Below are 18,310 nucleotides of genomic sequence, written 5' to 3'. Positions count from 1 at the left end.
CGCAAGATGGCCGTTACGTTCAGCCCCTACATCTCCTTCCCCATGAATGCCGCCGAGATGCTCGGCTACTACCAGTCCGTCTTCGGGGGTGAGGTCTCGATAATGGAGTACACCCCGGAGGTCATCGAGGCCATGGGCTTCCCGGTGCCGGAGGGCGCCGTCGCCCACGGCGAGCTCAGCGGCGGCGACGTGACCATCTCGGGCGGCGACGCCGTGATGGGCGAGGCGCCCGACCTCCGCAACCACACCTACTCCTTCATGCTGCAGCCGTCGCTCGAGCGCGCGACGCAGTTGATCGAGCGCCTCGTCGACGACGGCGGCGAGCAGCCGATGCCGTTCGACCGCGCCCCCTGGGGCGCCTACTACGGCCAGGTGATCGACAAGTACGGGGTACTCTGGCACTTCAACGTAAGTTGAAATCTCAATCAAACGGGGAGTCATGAAGAAATTCGGGTTCTTGAGCTTCGGCCACCACGGCGCCGACGGTGATGCGTTCGACGCGCGCGCCTCGCTGCACAGCGCGATCGACCTCGCCGTCGCCGCCGACGAGATCGGAGTCAACGGCGCCTACTTCCGGGTGCACCACTTCGCCCGGCAGGCCGCCGCGCCGATGCCGCTGCTCTCCGCCATCGCGGCGCGCACGCGGCACATCGAGGTGGGCACCGGCGTCATCGACCTCCGCTACGAGAACCCGCTCCACCTCGCCGAGGAGGCGGCCGCGCTCGACCTCATCTCCGACGGGCGCGTCGCCCTCGGCGTCAGCCGCGGATCGCCCGAGCCCGCCTTCCGCGGTTGGGAGGCCTTCGGGTACACCGGCTCCACCGACCCCCGTGGCGCCGACATCGCCCGCGAGAAGTTCCCGAAGTTCCTCGCCGCGATCAAGGGCGAGCCGATGGTCGACGGGGACCCGAAGCAGTTCCCCCAGGGTCACCGTCTCTCGGTGCAACCGCACTCGCCGGGCCTGCACCGTCGGATCTGGTGGGGGGCGGGCACCCGCGAGACCGCCGTCTGGGCGGCCAAGATGGGCGTCAACCTCATGAGCTCGACCCTGCTCACCGAGGCCACCGGGCAGACGCTCGGGGAGCTCCAGGCCGAGCAGATCCGCGCCTACCGCGAGGCCTGGAAGGAGGCCGGCCACAACTGGGAGCCGCGCGTCTCCGTCAGCCGCTCCGTGTTCCCGATCGTCTCCGACCTCGACCGACGATTCTTCGGCTCCGGCGGGGAGGGTCGCGACCAGGTGGGCGTCATCGACGGATTCACGTCGACGTTCGGCCGCACCTACGCCGACGAGCCGCACCGCCTCGTCGAGCAGCTCAAGGCCGACGAGGCGGTCATGGAGGCCGACACCCTCATGATGACGATCCCCAACCAGATCGGCACGGAGTACAACCTCCACGTCCTCGAGTCGTTCGCCCGCCACGTCGCGCCCGAACTCGGCTGGGAACCGGCGAACGCCTGACGGCCCTTCAAGACGGGGCTTCGCCCCTCCTCAGGGGACGGTTCTGGGCGGTGGTGGACCGGTGCGTCGGTAGAGTCGGTCCACCGCCAAACGGGCGGTGGTAAGGAGAAACGCACATGTCCGACAAGGGACTTGAGAACCTCTTTTTCGACACCCTCCGCGACATCTACTACGCGGAGCGCCACATCCTGAAGAACCTGCCGAAGCTCGAGGCGGAGGCGGCCTCGGACGAACTGAAGGCCGCGTTCCAGACGCACACCAAGGAGACGCAGGGCCAGATCGACCGCCTGGAGAAGGTCTTCGGCCTGATCGACCGGCCGGCGACGTCCAAGCGTTGTGAGGCGATCGACGGCATCCTGGCGGAGGGGTCCAGCGTGCTGGAGGAGTACAAGGACACCACCGCACTCGACGCCGGGCTCATCTCGTCGGCCCAGGCCGTCGAGCACTACGAGATCACTCGCTACGGCACGCTGCGCCGTTGGGCGAAGATGCTGAGCATCGGCAACGCCTACGACCTGCTGACCGAGAGCCTCGAGGAGGAGCGCCGCACCGACGAGCTGCTCACCAAGATCGCCGACGCCGAGGCGAACGCCAAGGCCGCGCAGGTCGCCAAGGAGAGCTGACGTCAGTCGCTGCTTGATCGTTCGTCGTCCGGGATCTCCCGCCCGCTGGTGGTGAGGTCCAGGACGAGGACGGTCGACAGGTCGTTCGCCGCGTCGGCGAGATCCGTCACCCGGACCGCTTCGATGTTCGCCGTCACCGCCGGCTCGAACGCGCTCAACACCTCCTCGCGGCTCTTCGCCGCCGCCCGCACCGCCAATTCCTGCCGCACCCCGTCGCTGAGGATGCCGCCCGGCGCCGCCGCCGCACTGGCCACCACCGCCGCGAACTTCTCCTGCTTCGCTGCTGTCTCGGGATCGTCGGAGCCCAACATGGCCGCCGTGTGCCGCAGCAGCGCCTGACCGGTCTCCAGGTCGCCGCCGCCCAGTTCTGTGATCGCGCGGCGCAGGAGGGTGCGCGACTCGTCGTGCGACTCGGCCTCGATCAGCTGCAGCCGCGCGGCGACGATGCGCTCCCGGGTCCGTTCGCCGCCCTCGCCGTGCCGGAGGCTGGGGACGACCGCGTCGCTGGGCGCCGAGATCTGCGGACCCTTCTCGTGGCCGAGGGTCTCGCGCAGCGGGTTGTTGGGGATGGCGAGGGTGGCGACGAACGCGATCCCCACCAGCGGCAGCGCGGCGAGGAACGACAGGTTGAGCTGGTGGGCGAGCCCGGCCTGCAGCGCGTCGACGACCTCGGGTGCCAGCGACCCGGCGAGGTTGGGGTCGACGAGCGAGCCGGCGTCGAGCTGGCTGATCTGCCCGCGGAACTGGCGGGCGAGCGCGGGGGACAGCTGGTTCATGATCGCGCCGGTGAGCCCGCTGGTCATCACCGTGCCGAGCAGCGTGATGCCGACGGTGGAGCCCACGTTGCGGAAGAACTGGGTGAGCGAGGTGGCGACACCGAGGTCGCGGCGCGCGGCCGCATTCTGCACCACCAGCACGTACTGCTGGAACACGAGCCCGAGCCCGATGCCGAAGACCAGCAGCGCCACCTCGAGGTACAGGTAGCTGGTGTCGGGGCTCAGCTGGGTGAGCATCGCGATGCCCACGACCATCAGCGCGACGCCACCGAGCATGAGCGCCTTGTACTTCCCGGTGCGGCTGATGATGTGGCCGGCGACGAGCCCGAACACGATGTGGCCCACCATGAACGGCAGCATCAGCAGGCCGGAGACGGTGGCGTTGGCGCCGAGCACGCCCTGGGTGAAGACGGGGACGTAGATGAGGATGCCGAACATCACCATCGCGGTCGCGAACGCCCCGATCGCGGAGAAGGTGATCACCTTGTTGCGGAAGATACGCAGGGGGACGATCGGCTCGTCGGCGCGCGTCTCGATCCAGACGAACAGGGCCAGCCCCGCGAGGCCGAGCCCGAACAAGCCGAGCACCTGCCATGACATCCAAGGGAACGTCGTGCCGCCCCAGGAGGTGGCGAGCATGAGCGCCACCAGGGTGGGGCCGAGCGTGACCACGCCGGCGACGTCGATCCTCGCCTCCCGGCGGGTGTGGTCCAGCTGCATGAACCGCACGATCGGCACGAGCGCGATCAGCCCCAGCGGGATGGGGATGACGAAGAGCCAGCGCCAGCCGAACGCGTCGGTCACGAGGCCGCCGACGAGCGGGCCGGCGATCGAGGTGACGCCGAAGACGGCGCCCATGTAGCCCTGGTACTTGCCGCGGTGGCGGGCGGGGACGATGTCGCCGAGGATCGTCTGCGACAACGGCATCAGCATGCCCATGCCCATGCCCTGGATGGCGCGAGCGGCCACGAGGGTCCAGAACGTCGGCGCGAGCGCCCCGAAGAGCGCGCCGCCCATGAACACGATGAGACCGGCGATGTAGAAGCGACGGCGGCCGTAGAGGTCGGAGAGCTTGCCGATCAGGGGCACGACGACCGCGGACGCGAGCATCGCGGCGGTGGCGACCCAGGCGTAGTGGTCCATCCCGCCGAGGTCGGTGACGATGACCGGCATCGCGGGGCCGACGATCGTCTGGCTTATGGCGGCCACGAACATGCCGATCATCAGGCCGAGGAAGACCCGCTGTCCCTTGGGCGGCAGTCGATAGACGCTCTCCTTCATGGCCAAACCCTATGTCATGGGCCAATCTGGCGAACCCCTTGACGCCTTAACGAATCTCGATAATACTATCGAATGTCGATAACAACGACTTTCGATAAGGAGCCCGTCGTGACCGAGCTGACCATGGTCCCCCGCGACCGCACGATCCTGTCCGTCGCCAAGGCCGTCGCATGGGTGGGCCTGGCCTTCGCGGGCATCTACGCCTTCTCCGGGGCGGTGTACCCCTTCCTGACGGGCAACGGCGTCCCCGCGCAGGCGTTCACCCAGATCCCCGGTCAGGAGGCGAAGTTCGAGGGCGCCGTGGAGATCGCCGACCCGTCGCTGCTGCTCCTCGCCTCCTACCTCTTCTCCGTGCTCGTCGCCGCCGGCGGCCAAATCATCATCATGGTGGCGCTCCTGCGGCTCGTCGCCACCGCCCGAGCCGGCGAGGCGTTCCTGCCCGGGATGCTCGAGGCGCTGAAGCTCGTCGGATTGGGGATCGTGGTGTGGACCGTCGGCGCCGACGTGCTCCCCGGCGTCACCAGCGCGATCGCCTACCGCGACATGCCGGAGGGCTTCGAGTTCTTCGCGACGTTCAACTTCGCCCCCATCCTCATCGTCGTGGTGCTCGGCGTGATCGCCGCGCTGTTCGACGTCGGCGCCCGGCTCCGCCGCGACTCGGACGGGCTGGTCTGATGCCGGAAGAGGATCTGTCGCGGCTGCACTGCCGCGTCGGGGAGCTGGCCGCCGAACGCGGCCTCACCCTCACCGAACTCGCGGAGAGGGTGGGGATCTCGCTGGTCAACCTCTCGGTCCTGAAGAACGACCGAGCGAGGGCGATCAGGTTCACCACCCTGATCGCCCTGTGCGACGCGCTGGGCTGTCAGCCCGGCGACCTGTTCGAGATGAGGGACTAAGCCGCCTCGCGCCGGGACGTCCACCAGATGCCGGCCACGAGTGGCAGCACCACCCAGACGACGGACGCAACGAGCAACTGCGGCCACAACCCGGGGTCGCCACCCATCTGCATCTGCTGCGCGACGCCGTTCATGTCGATCCAGGCGAAGGCCTCGTTCATCCACTGCCCGAACTGGCGCAGGATCTGCACGGCCATCGGCCCGACGAGGACGATCGCGATCGCGGCGGCACTGTTCTGCACGAGCAGAGCGATCGCGAAGGCGCTGGCCATGAACAGTCCGAACGCCAGCAGATCGAGCGCGACGTCCTTCGCGGGGATCCACATGCCGGCCGTGTCCATACCGGCCACGTCGCGCCCGAGGTAGGTGGAGGCGACCCCGAGTCCTGCGACAAGCCCCCAGACCACGAGCGTGGTGACGGCGGTGACGATGCCCTTGGCGGCCATGATGAGCCCGCGCCTGGGGACGAGGGTGAACGTCGTCATCACCGACCGGGTGCCCCACTCGGAGGTGAGCAGCAGCACGATCAGCGGCGCGAATAGGTACTGCACCGGCATGCGGATGAGGAAGGCGCCCACGAGCCAGTGGTTCGCTGCACCGTCGAACAGCGTGTCGTAGAAGGCGACGATGAGTGCCGCGACCACGAGGGCCGAGCCGAGGGTGAGCAGCGCCAGAACCTGGTTGGCGCGAGTGGCGAGGAGCTTCCGGAACTCCACGGTGAGGACGTTGGCGAACCGCAGGGGGGTGGCCTCACCCCGTCGGAACTGGGCGTGGGTGCGGTCGAGCGGGGCGGTGGTCATGACAGGGCTCCTTCACGGGAGGTGCTGGCGGTGCGGGTGATGAACATCTCCTCGAGATCGTCGCCGGAGGCGAGCAGTTCGGCCAGGGTGCCGTGGGCGACGATGCGGCCCTGGCCGATCATGACCAGCTCGTCGGCGATCTGCTGGACCTCGTGGAGGAGGTGGGAACTGAGCAGGACGGTGCCGCCCCGGCTGACGAAGTCGCGCAGCAGGCCGCGCATCCAGCGAATGCCTGCGGGGTCGAGGCCGTTGGCCGGCTCGTCGAGGACGAGGACCGACGGCGAACCGAGCAGCGCATGGGCGATGCCGAGGCGCTGCCGCATGCCGAGCGAGTACTTCGCGACGCGGCGCTTCGACTCCTTGGCGGTGAGGCCGACGAGGTCGAGCACCTCGCGGACCCGGGTGCGGGGCAGGCCGAGGACGATGGCTCCCTGCGTGAGGATCTCGAGGCCGGTGCGGCCGGGATGCAGGGCGGACGCGTCGAGCATGGTGCCGACCTGGGCCGCCGGCGACGTCAGGTCGTGGTAGCGGTGGTCGAGGACCGTGGCGGTGCCGCTGGTGGGCTCGGCGAGGCCGACGAGGCAGCGCATGGTGGTGGACTTGCCGGCGCCATTGGGGCCGAGGAAGCCGCACACGTTGCCGGGGGAGACGGTGAACGAGATGTCGTCGACGGCGAGGACGTCGCCGTAGCGCTTGGTCAGATTCTGGATCGTGATCATGGCTTCATCACACGCTGGCCGCCCGGGTGCGCGCGAGGGGCAGAAGTAGCGACTTCCGGCTCTCCAAAGTTGCGCCGACGAGAGACTTTGGATGCTGTGGCCGACGCCTCGGCAAGCCCTAGGCTTGCGGGATGGAGCGGACGAAACGCGCGTGGCTGCCGGAGGCGGCGAGGATCGTGCCGATCGCCTTCTTCACCGTCGTCGGACAACTCCTCCCGCTGGGGCTCGAGGGTCGGTACTGGGCGCTCGCCGCGAACGCGGTCGCCCTGGTGTTGGGACTCGTGGCGATGCGCTGGCGCCGTCGCCATCCCGTCACCCTCACGGTCGCGCTCAGCGTGCTGATGCTCCCGTTCCCCTCACTCTGGCTGGTGTCGGGGTGGGCGTATCTCAGCCTGGCCACCCACCTCCGGACGCGGGCGACGGTACTGGTGGGCCTCCTCGTCGTAGTCTGCTTCACCCTCGGCACCGTCGTGGAGTCGGAGCTGCCCACGCCGTCGGACGTCGCCGGCGCCGTCGTGCTGTCCGGGATCTCCGTCGTCGCCCTGGGCGCGCTCGGCAGCTACCTCGGGTCGCGGCGCCGCGAGGAGGCCGCGATCCAGGCCCGGCTCGAGCTGGCGGAGCGCCAGCAGCGGTTGGAGCGCGAGAACGCCAAGGCCGAGGAGCGCAACCGCATCGCCCGCGAGATGCACGACGTCCTCGCACACAAGATCACCCTCATCTCGCTGCACGCCGGAGCGCTGGCGTACCGCGACGACCTCGCGCCCGACGAGGTGCGGCAGGCCGGCGAGACCATCCGAGCCAGCGCCCACGACGCGCTCGCCGAACTCCGCATGATCCTCGGGCAACTGCGCCAGACCGACGGCGGCGCCCCCGCCAAGCCGCAGCCCACGCTCGCGGACCTGCCCGCGCTCGTCGAGGGGCACCGCGAGGCCGGCCACCAGGTCGTCCTCGACGACCGGCTCGAGGCCGAGCCCCTGCAGACCGTCAGCCGGCACGCCTACCGCATCGCGCAGGAGGCGCTCACCAACGCCGCCCGGCACGCGCCCGGCACGCCCGTCGAGATCGTCATCGCCGGCGGCCCGGAGATGGGGTTGTCCCTGAGGATCAGCAACCCGCTGAGCCTCGTCGCCGCCACGTCGCCCGGCGCCGGGCTGGGACTCGTCGGGCTCGAGGAGCGGGTCGACCTGGCGGGGGGCCACATGACCGCGGGCGAGGTGGACGGCCACTTCGTCGTCGACGCCTGGCTCGCGTGGGCCCCGGCGTAGGCTGACGACGTGCACACGATCCGGTTGGTCATCATCGACGATGACGCGCTCGTCCGCGCGGGGCTCGGCATGCTGCTGGGCGGCGGCCGGTCCGGCTTCGAGATCGTCGGGGAGGGCGCCGACGGGTCCGACGCGGTCCCGCTCGTCGAGGCACACCGGCCGGACATCGTCCTCATGGACATCCGCATGCCGCGCGTCGACGGGGTCGCCGCCACCCGGCAGGTGCTGGCGCTGCCCGACCCGCCCAAGGTGATCGTCCTCACGACTTTCTCGTCCGACGACCTCGTCGTCGAGGCGCTGCGGGCCGGCGCCCACGGATTCCTGCTGAAGGACACCGCCCCGCCGGAGATGGTGGAGGCGATCCGCCGGGCCGCGGACGGGGAGCGGGCGCTGTCGCCACAGGTGGTGTCGGCGGTGATCGCGGCGGCCACGTCGCATCCCGGCGACGAGCGCATCCGGCGGGCCCGGGCGGAGCTGGACGGCTTGTCGGAGCGGGAACTCGAGGTGGCGGTCGAGCTCGGCCGCGGGCTTTCCAACGCGGAGATCGCCGGGAAGCTCTACCAGTCGGTGGCCACGGTGAAGGCCACCGTCACCAGGATCCTCGCGAAGCTCGGCTGCACCAACCGCACCCAGGTGGCGCTCCTGGTGCACGACGCGGACCTGGTGGACTGATTTAGGGGTGAGGTTTCTGCCGCTCAGCCCTCCCCAGGGGGCTCAACGGCAGTGAGCCCACCCCATAATTCCGGCACCGCCCTCGGCGGCGCGCTCAGTCGCTGTAGAGCCAGCGGTGGCGGAGGTTGATCGCGCAGTAGGCGGCGGCCAGGATGCCCACCAGGGTGATGCCGATGTTCGCGGCGAGCGGCAGGTCCACCGGGGCGGCGTACTCCCAGGCGGAGACCGCGTCGAACCAGTCGGCGCGCGTCACCCACTGGACCGACTGCGTGACCTCCAGGAACAGGGCCGCCAGCAGCAGGATGGCCGCGACGACGACCCCGGCGACCGCGAGCGCGGGCTGCCGGGCGGAGAACTTCGCCCGCCGGTACTCCCACGAGCCCTTCAGCGGCGTCATCTCCCGCTCGCCCTCGGCGGTGACGACGTGGGCCCGTCGCATCCCGAACCAGCCGATCCGCGCCTCGATCCGCGCGTCCGACCGGTGTTCGCGCCCGGCAGCGCCCACCGCATGCTTGGGAGTCGTGGCCAGTTCGGCGAGGGGGAACGTCGCCGGACTCGTCGCGACGGCCACCTGCACGCCGTCCCGGTAGAGGAAGCACTCCTCGTCCCAGCCGAGCACGTCGGCCTCGAGGGTGTAGCGGTGGCCGTCGACGTCGGCGCCGAACTGCATCCGCCAGAGGCTGTCGAAGCCGGTGGCGGGCACGAGTTCCGACCCGTCCCCGGGTCCCACGTCGTCGACACTCGCCATGCCGATCACCTTCCCACATCCCACCGCGACGAGCGGAGATTTCCGCGAACGGTCAGCCGTCGAGTCGCCCTTGGAAGGCGCCCTCCCGTGCGATGAGCCGGTACCCGAGCCGCTCGTTGATGCCGATCATCTGGTCGTTGATGTGGGAGTTGTACGTGATCAGCACCTTGAGGTGTGGCGCCACCTCCGACGCCCGGCGGTGCGTCGCGAGCTTCAGTCCCAGTCCGAGCCGGTGCCCGCGGTGCCCCGGCATCACGACGGTGTCCTCCTGATGGGCGAAGGTCGTCCCCGGCACGGTGCTGTAGATGATCTCCGACATGCCGACGATCGCCCCGTCGGGCGCGAACGCAACGGCGAGGATGCGGTTCTTCCCGCCGGCGAACATCCGCTCCTCGGCCACGCGGAGCCGTTCGGGGGAGTAGTTGCTCGGCTCGTCCTCGTACTCCTCGCGCGGGTCGTCGGCGTCGAGCTGGCGCTGCAGCACGCAGAAGGCCTCGATGTGCTCATCGGGGATCCTGCCGGTCCAGAGTTCGATGCGGTAGTCGCCGAGCTTGCCGTCCACCTCGGCCTGCAGTTCCGCGGCGACCTCCTCGGGGATGGGCAGCGGACAGGCGCGGATCGCCGCCACTGACCGGCGGGTGAGGCCGATCCGGGTGCAGAGTCGGGCGCCGGGCGCGTCGTCCTGGTCCGGCGGCAGCACCGGCCAGCCGACGACGACGGGTCGCCCCGCCTCCCGGATGTGCGGGAGGAGGTGGTCGACGAACCGGCCGCCGATGCGCTGCCCGCGGCGGTCGGGATGGACGTAGAGGACGACCATCACCTGGTCGAGGTTCTCGGCCTGCGGCAGCAGGAGTTGGGCGAAGGCCACCACGTCGCCCGACTCGTCGACGGCGACGTGTGACCGCACGTCCCAGTACCGCGTGGAGCTGAGCTCGATCCGGGTGGCCTCGGGCGTGCGCCCCTCGGCGCCGCCGTAGGTGGCGATCTCGTCGGCGATGAGGAGGCGACCGATCTGCTCGAGTTCGCGCTCGTCGTCGAGGTTGGCCGGGCGGCAATCAAGCTGCATGGGCACGAGTCTGCTGGGCGACGTGCCCGCGCCGCAAGGGCTGGCTCGTCAGCCTTGCTCGCTCGTGTCGGTCCTGCCCTCGTAGAGGCCGATGACGTTGCCGTCGGGGTCCTGGAAGGTGGCGAGCCAGCTGGTGGCGTCGATGGGCATCTTCTCTGACACGATCTGGCCGCCCGCTGCCGTCGCCTTCGCGAGCACGTCGTCGATGCTGTCCACCTCGACGAACGCCACCGGGTGCTTGGTGGGGGAGGTGGCGCGGTCGGCGAGACCCCCGCCGCTGACCTTGTTGGGCGCCTGCCACATCGGGTAGCCCTCGAAGCCGGGGTACTCCTGGATGTCCCAGCCGAAGAGGTCGCGGTAGAACGCCGTGGCCTTGCCGAAGTCGTTGACGGGGATGTCGAGATGGGTGATGTCGCCGTGGGGCATGGCTCCTCCTTGGTCGCCGGATGGGGCCATCGTAAGTCCGCGAGGTCGCAGGAAACGGGTTTGCGACAACTCTTGAGCTGATACCCCCAGGGGGTATAGGTTGGGGGTGGAGGTAAGGACTATGACCGATCACCACACACACGCTCCGGCCAAGGAGCACGAGGGCCACGCGAAGCACGCCGAGCACACCCAGCACGGCATGCACGTCGGAGGAGACGAGCACACGGGACATCAGGACCATGACGCGCACGGCGGCCACGGCGGCCACGGCGGGCATGCGGGTCACGGGGACCACGTCGGGATGTTCCGGCGACTGTTCCTCGTGATGCTCCTGCTGGCGATCCCGGTCGTCGGCTTCAACCCGATGTTCGCGATGCTGCTGGGCTACGAACTGCCGATGGACGGCTGGACCACCTGGGTCTCACCCGTCCTCGGCACCGTGATGTACGTCTGGGGCGGGCGGCCGTTCCTCACGGGCGCCGTCCAGGAGCTGCGGGACCGGAAGCCCGGCATGATGACGCTCATCTCGCTCGGCATCACCGTCGCGTTCGTCGCGTCGTGGGGCTCGAACCTCGGCCTGCTCGGGCACGAGCTCGACTTCTGGTGGGAGCTCGCGCTGCTGATCGTGATCATGCTGCTCGGCCACTGGATCGAGATGCGGTCGCTGGCGCAGACCACGTCCGCACTGGACTCCCTGGCCGCGCTGCTGCCCGACCGCGCCGAGAAGGTCGTCGGCGACGACATCGTCGAGGTGTCCCCGGACGAGTTGGCGACGGGCGACGTCGTCCTCGTCCGACCGGGCGCGGCGATCCCCGCCGACGGCGAGATCGTGGACGGCAGCGCATCGCTGGACGAGTCGATGATCACCGGCGAGTCGCGGACGGTGCGACGGGGTGAGGGCGACCACGTCGTCGCGGGCACGGTCGCCACCGACTCCGGTCTGCGCGTGCGGGTGACGGCGACGGGTGAGGAGACCACGCTGGCCGGGATCCGGAAGCTCGTCGCCGACGCCCAGGCGTCCTCGTCGCGGGCGCAGCGGCTCGCCGACACCGCCGCAGGCTGGCTGTTCTGGTTCGCGCTCGGCGCGGCGGTGGTCACCGCGGTGGTGTGGTCGCTGCTCGGGACGCCCGAGGTCGCGGTCGTTCGGGTGATCACCGTGCTCGTGATCGCATGTCCGCACGCGCTCGGGCTGGCGATCCCGCTGGTGGTGTCGATCGCGACGGAGCGGGCCGCGAAGGGCGGCGTGCTGGTCAAGGACCGGCTCGCGCTCGAGTCGATGCGCACCGTCGACACCGTCCTCTTCGACAAGACCGGCACCCTCACCAAGGGGGAGCCCACGGTCGTGACGGTGGAGCCTGCGGAAGGCTGGGACGAGGACGAGGTGCTGGCGCTGGCCGCGGCCGCCGAGCTCCCGTCGGAGCACCCCCTGGCCAAGGCGATCGTGCGCGGCGCCGAGCGGCGCGAGCTGCAGGTGGCGCACCCCGGCGACTTCACCTCGTCGCCGGCGGTCGGGGTGCGGGCGGACGTCGGCGGGCGCACGGTCGAGGTCGGCGGCCCGAACCTGCTGGAGCAGCAGGGGCAGGGTGAGCTCCCCGTCGCGGATAGTTGGCGTGCTGAGGGCGCGATCATCCTGCACGTGCTCGTCGACGGCCGGGTGACCGGCGCGCTGAGGCTCGAGGACGAGGTGCGTCAGGAGTCGCGCGAGGCGGTGGACGCCCTGCACGCGCTCGGCCTCCAGGTCGTGATGATCACCGGCGACGCCGAGGCGGTGGCGAATCACGTGGGCAGCGACCTCGGCATCGACCGGGTCTTCGCCGGGGTCCGGCCCGAGGACAAGGCCGCGAAGGTGTCGCAGCTGCAGTCCGAGGGGAGGAAGGTCGCGATGGTGGGCGACGGCGTGAACGACGCTCCCGCGCTGGCGCAGGCGGACGTCGGCATCGCCATCGGTGCGGGCACCGACGTGGCGATCGGCTCCGCCGGGGTCATCCTCGCGTCGTCGGACCCGCGGTCGGTGCTGTCGGTGATCGAGTTGTCGCGCGAGTCCTACCGGAAGATGAAGCAGAACCTCTGGTGGGCCGCCGGCTACAACCTGGTCTCCGTCCCGCTCGCCGCCGGGGCGCTCGCGCCCATCGGGTTCGTGATGCCGATGAGTGTCGGCGCGCTGCTGATGTCGCTCTCCACGGTGATCGTGGCGCTCAACGCGCAGCTGCTCCGTCGCCTTGACCTCACCCCGGAGCGCAGTACGGCGAGGGTGATGGCACGCTCCTGAGGCCCGGAGAACGGCATCCTGTGCGGCGTCAAAGCCGCACAGGATGCCGAACTCCGGCGGGGTGGGTCAGCCCTCGACGGTCACCGCGGCGGTGCTCGGGTCGACGCGGAGTTCCACCTCGTCGTCCTGGCCGGTGGGAACCACGTCGACCTTCCAGCCGGCGCGGTCGTCGTCCTCCCACTTGATCTCCTCGATGATCCCCGCCGTGTGGGCGAGGGCGGCATCGATGGCCTGTTCGACGGTGACGCTCGCGGCGGCCGCGTCGCGGTCATCGTCGTCGGCCGACTCCTGCTCGTCGGTGGCGGTCGACTCGCCGGTCGTGCGGACCTTGACCTCGTAGAGCTGGTCGCCGGCGAGCACGTCGACGTCCCAGCGGTTGTCGCGGTCCTCGAGGTCCTGGCCGATAACGACGCCGCCGGCACCACCGGCGTCGGCGACGTGCGCCAGGGCCAGTTCGCGGGCGATGGCCGCGTCCTCGACCGTACCGGCGACGAGTTGTGCGTCGGAGGACGGCGTCACCGACTCGATGGGCGCGGCCGACTCGGAGGTCGGGGTGGCGGAGGGCGTGGTCTCGGACTCGGAGGCGCTCGCCTCGGACTCCGTGGGGACCACCTCGGAGGGCCCGGCGACGGTGACCGCGGGCTCGGGCGCCTCCGTGGTGTCGTCGGCGCTACAGGCGCCGAGGGCTGCCGTGGCGAGAACCGCCAGGGCCAGGCTGCTGATCTTCTGGTTGCGCTTCATGTCCATCACGCTACGTCGAGCGGGTGAGAGGACCATTAGAGTCCGGTGAGCAGTCTCCAACCGCTCAGGAGACCGCGCGGCGGACGAGCTCGCGGACGCGGTGCTCTGCTTCCTCGGTGAGCTCGTCGATGGCGTACGACGTGGGCCACATCGCGCCGTCGTCGAGGTTCGCGCGGTCGCTGAAGCCCAACGTCAGGTAGCGCGTCTTGAATTTGCCGGCCTCCTGGAAGTGCACGACCACCTTCCCGTCCAGCGCGTAGGCGGGCATGCCGTACCAGGTGCGGGGAGCGAGGTCGGGCGCCGCCTCAGTGATGAGGGCGTGCAGCCGCTCGCCGATCGCCTTGTCCTTCGGGGACATCTTCTCGATGGCGGCGAGCACGTCGGCGGTGTCGTCCTTCTTGCCGGCGGCACCCTTGCGCTTCGCGGCCTTCTTCTGCTCGTCGGCGTGCGCCTTCATAGCGGCGCGCTCGGCGTCGCTCCAGGTCTCGTTGGCCATCGGTGGCCTCCTTCCTCCAGTGACCATCGTGCACCGTCGCCGTGCCGACGCCCCGCCATATCGCACCGGAGAACTTCAGAGAATCGGCCGCCAAATGCCGGAAATACCTCGCCAGCGCGGAATGAGCAGGTACGTTGCGACCAGCCCCAACGGCGGGGCCTCGACCGGAGGAGGCGAACGATGGAAGCGCTCGAGGATTGGCTCGGCACAGTGGCCGGCTGGATTTGGGGACCCTTCTTCCTCATCCCCCTGCTGCTCGGCACGGGCCTGTACCTGACGATTCGGCTCGGAGGGATCCAGTTCCTCAAGCTTGGCCCGGGGCTACACCTCGGGATCCTGCGACGACGCGACCCCGACTCCGAGGGTGACATCTCCCAGTTCCAGGCGCTCACCACGGCGCTGGCCGCGACGGTGGGCACCGGCAACATCGTCGGCGTCGCCACGGCCATCGGCATCGGCGGCCCGGGCGCCCTCTTCTGGATGTGGGTCACCGGCCTGCTCGGCATGGCCAGCAAGTACTCCGAAGCGTTCCTCGCCGTACGCTTCCGCAAGACCGACGTCGCCGGCGAGAAGTCCGGCGGCCCGCAGTACTACCTGCAGCACGCCATCAAGCACCCGATCGGGAAGGTGCTCGCGCTCGCCTTCGCGATCTTCGCCGTCATCGCGTCGTTCGGCATCGGCAACATGACCCAGGGCAACGCCATCGCCAGCAACGTCGAAGGCTCCTTCGGCGTCCCGACGTGGGTGACGGGCCTCATCCTCACGATCCTGACGCTGCTCGTCCTCGTCGGCGGCATCAAGTCGATCGGCCGCGTCACCGCAAACCTCGTGCCGATCATGATCGTCTTCTACGTCGTCGCAGCGATCTACATCCTGATCGTCAACGTCGGCGAGCTGCCCGCGGCCTTCGGCCTGATCTTCACCGACGCGTTCACCGGCACCGCCGCTGCAGGCGGCTTCCTGGGCTCGACCATCATGCTGGCCGTCCAGTACGGCGTCGCCCGCGGCCTCTTCTCGAATGAGTCGGGCATGGGCTCGGCGGCCATCGCTGCGGCCGCCGCGAAGACGTCGCACCCAGTGCGCCAGGGCCTCGTCTCGATGACGCAAACCTTCATCGACACCATCATCGTGGTCAGCTGCACCGGTCTCGTGATCATCGCCACCGGCGCGTGGTCGGTGACCGACTCCGCGGGGGAGCAGCTCTCCGCCGCGGTCATGACGGGCGAGGCCTTCACCCACGGCCTGCCGGGCCAGTGGGGCCACTACGTGGTGACGCTGGGCATCATCCTCTTCGCCTACTCCACCATCCTTGGCTGGGCCTACTACGGCGAGCGCAACATCGAGCGCCTCTTCGGCCGCGGCCTCGTGATGCCGTTCCGCGTGCTGTTCGCGCTGGTCGTCTTCGCCGGGGCCACCCTCGAGCTGGGCGTGGTGTGGAACTTCTCCGACATCATGAACGGCCTCATGGCGCTGCCGAACCTGATCGGCCTGCTGATCCTCTCGGGGCTCATCGCCCGCGAGACCCGCTGGTACCTCAAGCACGACCCGAAGCTCCAGGCCTCCCCGGCCGAGATCGAACGGTTCATGTCGGGCCGCCCCGAGTGGGCGGAGTGGAAGGCGGGCGACGTCGTCGGCTCCAGCCGCGCCTCCGTGAAGGACCAGTAGCCAGATACGATCACGGCCCCTCCCGCCTGCTCGACGGGAGGGGCCGTTCCATGCCGGCGGACACGATGGGGCGACCACCGCACCATGCGCCAAGATGGTGGCCGGAATCGGGAGGGTCATGCTGGAGGTGTTGGCGGTCGTCGTGCCGCTGTACTTGCTCATCGTCGCGGGCCTCCTCGCCGGCCGGAGCGGCGTGTTCCGCGGCGCCGACGCCAGCCTCAACTCGTTCGTCTACTGGTTCGCGCTGCCGGCCTTCCTGTTCGACTCGATCGTCAACGCACCTTCGGGGGCCTCGCTCCCGCAGTCGTTCTTCGTCGTCGCCTTCGGCGTGACGTTCCTCTTCTCGGCGCTCGTCTACCTCGGGGCGCGGCTCATGAAGCTGCGGTCGGTGGCGGGCCAACTGTCCATCTCCGCGGGATACGGCAACGTCGCCTACTTCGCCTACCCGGTCATCCTGAGCGTCGTCGGTCCGGAGGCGACGCTCGCCATGGTCCTCGGCTCCATGGCCCACAACCTCGTGTTCATGATCGGCTACCCGGCCCTCGCCTCCGCTGGACACGCTGATCCTGCGCGGCTGCGGCAGGCGCTGCTCAAGGCCGGCCCGAAGAACCCCATGATCGTCTCGGTGGTGCTGGCGACGATTGTCTACGCCCTCGGCTGGGAGGTGCCGCAGGTGCTGTCGACGCCGATCGAGCTGCTGTCCCGTGCGGTGATCCCGGTGGCGCTCTTCGCGGTGGGCCTCGCCCTCGGCCCGGCACTCAAGGCCTTCAGCAACGGCGGCTACTCGATCGTCGGCGTGCTGATCGTCTCGATCCTCAAGCTGGTCGCGTTCCCGCTGCTCACCTGGGGCGCCACGCGGCTGCTCGTCCCGGATCCGACGGGGACCCTCACCGCCGTGCTCGTGCTGATCGCCGCGATGCCGACCGGCGTCACGTCGTTCACTCTGTCGCAGGAGTTCGACGGCGACGGGCGCATCGTCGCCGCGATCGTCGCCCTTTCGACGCTGCTGGCGCTGGTGACGGTCTCCGCCTTCGGCGTGCTCGTCGTCTGACGCCGGCCCTTCGAGACGCTCGCTGGCGCTCGCTCCTCAGGGACCTGGTGCGCTTCGAGGCGCTCGATCCTCAGGGACCTGGTGCGCTTCGAGGCGCTCGCTCCTCAGGGACCGGCTGGTACCGATGCCTGAGGAGCGAGGTACGAGCGTCTCGAAGGCCTGAGGGACCTAGTGGCCGGCGGCGAGTCGCGGTGCGGCGCGGACCACGTCGATGGCCAGTTGCAGGGCGATCTCGAGGGCGTCCTCGTCGAGGCCGAACCTCGGGTTGTGGTGGCCCTCGGTGAAGCCCTTCTCGGCGTTGCCCGCCCCGATGAAGACGTACGTCGCGGGGGCGATCTGCGAGAAGGCAGCGAAGTCCTCGCCACCCAGCATCGCGGGCTCGTTCACGATGCCCTCCGGCCAGCGGGCCCCCGCGAGCTCGCGGACGATCGCGGTGCGCGCCGGGTCGTTCCAGACCATGTCGTAGCCGAGCAGGTAGTCGAGCTTCGCCTCCAACCCCGGGTTGGCGGCCTCGAGGCCGGCAAGGATCTCGTCGAAGGCGCGGCGTACCGTCGCCCGGGTCTCGGGATCCTGCGTGCGGACGACCCCGCCCACCTTCGCCACCGGCGGGATGACGTTGAGGGCCTGCTGACGCCCGGCCTCGAACCAAGTCGCGGTCACGACCGCGGGGCGCAGCCCGTTGACGCGGCGCGACGCCACGGCCAACAGATGCTGGACGAGGTTCGACCCGGCGACCACCGTGTCGATCGACAGCTCCGGCGTCGACGCGTGCGCGCCCTTGCCCTGCAGCGTGACCTCCCAGAGGTCGGAGTTGGCCGACGCGGCCCCCTCCTTGATGTCGATGGTGCCCGTCGGCAGCATCGACCAGAGGTGGAAGCCGTAGATGAAGTCGAAGCCCTCGAACCAGCCGGTCTCCACCATGTCCTTCGCGCCGCCGGGCGGCGTCTCCTCCGCGTGCTGGAAGATGCCGACGATGGTGCCGGACAGCTCGTCGAGGTGGTCCTCCACCCACGCGAGCGTCGCGAGGACGACCGCCATGTGGCCGTCGTGCCCGCAGCCGTGCATCCGGCCGGGCACCTTGGACGCGAACTCCAGGTCGGGCCGGTCCTCGGTCATGGCGAGGCCGTCGATGTCGGCACGGAGACCGATCTTGGGGCCGGGCCGCCCCGTGTCGAACACGGCGACGAGGCTCGTCGGGGTGAGGTTCTCCAGCTGCGCAGACGGGGTGCGGCGACTCAGCTCGTCGCGGAGGTACTTGACCGTCTCGTGCTCCTCGAACGACGCCTCCGGGTACTGGTGGAGGTGCCGCCGCCAGGCGACGAGCTGCTCGACGTAGGCCTCGGTGTCGGTCATGGGC

Annotated in this window: 19 protein-coding genes; 10 read left to right on the top strand and 9 right to left on the bottom strand. The window is 69.8% G+C overall.

Annotated features, from left to right (window positions below; translation table 11 throughout):
* Positions 1-6 precede the first annotated feature (6 nt).
* The 3 genes from BLR46_RS02315 to BLR46_RS02305 all read left to right on the top strand — a co-directional run bounded on the left by BLR46_RS02315 (position 7) and on the right by BLR46_RS02305 (position 2,082).
* On the top strand, positions 7-417 hold the full coding sequence (locus BLR46_RS02315; RefSeq protein WP_093248595.1) for a VOC family protein: 411 nt from the start codon (positions 7-9) through the stop codon (positions 415-417).
* Between the two features lie 22 nt (positions 418-439).
* Positions 440-1,459 (top strand): LLM class flavin-dependent oxidoreductase, encoded by a 1,020-nt coding sequence (locus BLR46_RS02310; RefSeq protein WP_093248593.1) that lies wholly within the window; start codon positions 440-442, stop codon positions 1,457-1,459.
* A 116-nt stretch (positions 1,460-1,575) separates the two neighbouring features.
* Positions 1,576-2,082, top strand: a complete 507-nt coding sequence (locus BLR46_RS02305) for a YciE/YciF ferroxidase family protein (protein ID WP_093248591.1) — start codon at positions 1,576-1,578, stop codon at positions 2,080-2,082.
* Between the two features lie 2 nt (positions 2,083-2,084).
* On the opposite strand, the gene BLR46_RS02300 is transcribed toward BLR46_RS02305, so the two are convergent.
* A complete protein-coding gene (locus BLR46_RS02300) occupies positions 2,085-4,139 on the bottom strand; it encodes an MDR family MFS transporter (RefSeq protein WP_093248590.1) in 2,055 nt (684 codons plus the stop codon).
* Between the two features lie 108 nt (positions 4,140-4,247).
* Between BLR46_RS02300 and BLR46_RS02295 the strand changes: the two genes are divergently transcribed.
* Positions 4,248-4,814 carry a DUF2975 domain-containing protein gene (locus tag BLR46_RS02295; RefSeq protein ID WP_093248588.1) on the top strand — a complete coding sequence of 189 codons (567 nt, stop codon included), beginning with the start codon at positions 4,248-4,250 and terminating at the stop codon, positions 4,812-4,814.
* Entirely contained in the window at positions 4,814-5,035 is a 222-nt protein-coding gene (locus BLR46_RS02290; RefSeq protein WP_093248587.1) for a helix-turn-helix domain-containing protein, read from the top strand. Before BLR46_RS02295 ends, BLR46_RS02290 begins: the two co-directional genes overlap by 1 nt.
* Here BLR46_RS02290 and BLR46_RS02285 read toward each other — a convergent pair.
* Both BLR46_RS02285 and BLR46_RS02280 read right to left on the bottom strand, forming a co-directional pair.
* Entirely contained in the window at positions 5,032-5,835 is an 804-nt protein-coding gene (locus BLR46_RS02285; RefSeq protein WP_093248585.1) for a hypothetical protein, read from the bottom strand. The two genes, BLR46_RS02290 and BLR46_RS02285, sit on opposite strands and share 4 nt — an antisense overlap.
* On the bottom strand, positions 5,832-6,554 hold the full coding sequence (locus BLR46_RS02280; protein ID WP_093248584.1) for an ABC transporter ATP-binding protein: 723 nt from the start codon (positions 6,552-6,554) through the stop codon (positions 5,832-5,834). The genes BLR46_RS02285 and BLR46_RS02280 overlap by 4 nt, the downstream gene beginning before the upstream one ends.
* Positions 6,555-6,685: 131 nt before the next feature.
* Between BLR46_RS02280 and BLR46_RS02275 the strand changes: the two genes are divergently transcribed.
* A complete protein-coding gene (locus BLR46_RS02275) occupies positions 6,686-7,819 on the top strand; it encodes a sensor histidine kinase (protein ID WP_093248582.1) in 1,134 nt (377 codons plus the stop codon).
* Positions 7,820-7,828: 9 nt separating this feature from the next.
* Positions 7,829-8,491 (top strand): response regulator, encoded by a 663-nt coding sequence (locus BLR46_RS02270; protein WP_245701450.1) that lies wholly within the window; start codon positions 7,829-7,831, stop codon positions 8,489-8,491.
* Between the two features lie 94 nt (positions 8,492-8,585).
* Here BLR46_RS02270 and BLR46_RS02265 read toward each other — a convergent pair whose 3' ends face one another.
* From BLR46_RS02265 to BLR46_RS02255, 3 genes are read right to left on the bottom strand one after another with little or no spacing between them, the layout of a single operon-like run.
* On the bottom strand, positions 8,586-9,239 hold the full coding sequence (locus BLR46_RS02265) for a hypothetical protein (RefSeq protein ID WP_093248580.1): 654 nt from the start codon (positions 9,237-9,239) through the stop codon (positions 8,586-8,588).
* 52 nt (positions 9,240-9,291) lie between these two features.
* Complete coding sequence (locus BLR46_RS02260; protein WP_093248578.1) at positions 9,292-10,305, bottom strand: GNAT family N-acetyltransferase; 1,014 nt, start codon at positions 10,303-10,305, stop codon at positions 9,292-9,294.
* Between the two features lie 48 nt (positions 10,306-10,353).
* Positions 10,354-10,731, bottom strand: coding sequence for a VOC family protein (locus BLR46_RS02255; protein WP_093248576.1), 378 nt, complete (start codon positions 10,729-10,731; stop codon positions 10,354-10,356).
* Positions 10,732-10,852: 121 nt separating this feature from the next.
* Between BLR46_RS02255 and BLR46_RS02250 the strand changes: the two genes are divergently transcribed.
* On the top strand, positions 10,853-13,000 hold the full coding sequence (locus BLR46_RS02250; RefSeq protein WP_093248574.1) for a heavy metal translocating P-type ATPase: 2,148 nt from the start codon (positions 10,853-10,855) through the stop codon (positions 12,998-13,000).
* A 66-nt stretch (positions 13,001-13,066) separates the two neighbouring features.
* On the opposite strand, the gene BLR46_RS02245 is transcribed toward BLR46_RS02250, so the two are convergent.
* A complete protein-coding gene (locus BLR46_RS02245) occupies positions 13,067-13,741 on the bottom strand; it encodes a PepSY domain-containing protein (protein ID WP_143008180.1) in 675 nt (224 codons plus the stop codon).
* Positions 13,742-13,805: 64 nt separating this feature from the next.
* The gene (locus BLR46_RS02240; RefSeq protein WP_093248570.1) at positions 13,806-14,237 is read right to left on the bottom strand and encodes an iron chaperone; all 432 of its coding nucleotides are present in this window, start codon (positions 14,235-14,237) and stop codon (positions 13,806-13,808) included.
* Between the two features lie 180 nt (positions 14,238-14,417).
* On the opposite strand from BLR46_RS02240, the gene BLR46_RS02235 reads away from it, so the two are divergent.
* Both BLR46_RS02235 and BLR46_RS02230 read left to right on the top strand, forming a co-directional pair.
* Positions 14,418-15,902, top strand: a complete 1,485-nt coding sequence (locus BLR46_RS02235; protein ID WP_093248568.1) for an alanine/glycine:cation symporter family protein — start codon at positions 14,418-14,420, stop codon at positions 15,900-15,902.
* Between the two features lie 94 nt (positions 15,903-15,996).
* Positions 15,997-16,953, top strand: a complete 957-nt coding sequence (locus BLR46_RS02230; protein ID WP_093248566.1) for an AEC family transporter — start codon at positions 15,997-15,999, stop codon at positions 16,951-16,953.
* Positions 16,954-17,121: 168 nt separating this feature from the next.
* On the opposite strand, the gene BLR46_RS02225 is transcribed toward BLR46_RS02230, so the two are convergent.
* The gene (locus BLR46_RS02225) at positions 17,122-18,306 is read right to left on the bottom strand and encodes an amidohydrolase (RefSeq protein WP_093248564.1); all 1,185 of its coding nucleotides are present in this window, start codon (positions 18,304-18,306) and stop codon (positions 17,122-17,124) included.
* Positions 18,307-18,310: the final 4 nt, after the last annotated feature.

Source organism: Tessaracoccus oleiagri (assembly GCF_900103275.1).
In the GTDB taxonomy this organism is placed as follows: Bacteria; Actinomycetota; Actinomycetes; order Propionibacteriales; family Propionibacteriaceae; genus Arachnia; species Arachnia oleiagri.
Note: the sequence above shows the minus strand (reverse complement) of the source record. Positions and strands in the feature narration are given on the sequence as shown.

Coding starts and splice junctions, on each gene's coding strand:
- BLR46_RS02275 (WP_093248582.1), top strand. CDS start 6,686: ATGGAGCGGACGAAACGCGCGTGGCTGCCGGAGGCGGCGAGGATCGTG.
- BLR46_RS02285 (WP_093248585.1), bottom strand. CDS start 5,835: ATGACCACCGCCCCGCTCGACCGCACCCACGCCCAGTTCCGACGGGGT.
- BLR46_RS02300 (WP_093248590.1), bottom strand. CDS start 4,139: ATGAAGGAGAGCGTCTATCGACTGCCGCCCAAGGGACAGCGGGTCTTC.
- BLR46_RS02255 (WP_093248576.1), bottom strand. CDS start 10,731: ATGCCCCACGGCGACATCACCCATCTCGACATCCCCGTCAACGACTTC.
- BLR46_RS02235 (WP_093248568.1), top strand. CDS start 14,418: ATGGAAGCGCTCGAGGATTGGCTCGGCACAGTGGCCGGCTGGATTTGG.
- BLR46_RS02310 (WP_093248593.1), top strand. CDS start 440: ATGAAGAAATTCGGGTTCTTGAGCTTCGGCCACCACGGCGCCGACGGT.
- BLR46_RS02305 (WP_093248591.1), top strand. CDS start 1,576: ATGTCCGACAAGGGACTTGAGAACCTCTTTTTCGACACCCTCCGCGAC.
- BLR46_RS02240 (WP_093248570.1), bottom strand. CDS start 14,237: ATGGCCAACGAGACCTGGAGCGACGCCGAGCGCGCCGCTATGAAGGCG.
- BLR46_RS02315 (WP_093248595.1), top strand. CDS start 7: ATGGCCGTTACGTTCAGCCCCTACATCTCCTTCCCCATGAATGCCGCC.
- BLR46_RS02250 (WP_093248574.1), top strand. CDS start 10,853: ATGACCGATCACCACACACACGCTCCGGCCAAGGAGCACGAGGGCCAC.
- BLR46_RS02260 (WP_093248578.1), bottom strand. CDS start 10,305: ATGCAGCTTGATTGCCGCCCGGCCAACCTCGACGACGAGCGCGAACTC.
- BLR46_RS02265 (WP_093248580.1), bottom strand. CDS start 9,239: ATGGCGAGTGTCGACGACGTGGGACCCGGGGACGGGTCGGAACTCGTG.
- BLR46_RS02280 (WP_093248584.1), bottom strand. CDS start 6,554: ATGATCACGATCCAGAATCTGACCAAGCGCTACGGCGACGTCCTCGCC.
- BLR46_RS02225 (WP_093248564.1), bottom strand. CDS start 18,306: ATGACCGACACCGAGGCCTACGTCGAGCAGCTCGTCGCCTGGCGGCGG.
- BLR46_RS02290 (WP_093248587.1), top strand. CDS start 4,814: ATGCCGGAAGAGGATCTGTCGCGGCTGCACTGCCGCGTCGGGGAGCTG.
- BLR46_RS02245 (WP_143008180.1), bottom strand. CDS start 13,741: ATGAAGCGCAACCAGAAGATCAGCAGCCTGGCCCTGGCGGTTCTCGCC.
- BLR46_RS02230 (WP_093248566.1), top strand. CDS start 15,997: ATGGTGGCCGGAATCGGGAGGGTCATGCTGGAGGTGTTGGCGGTCGTC.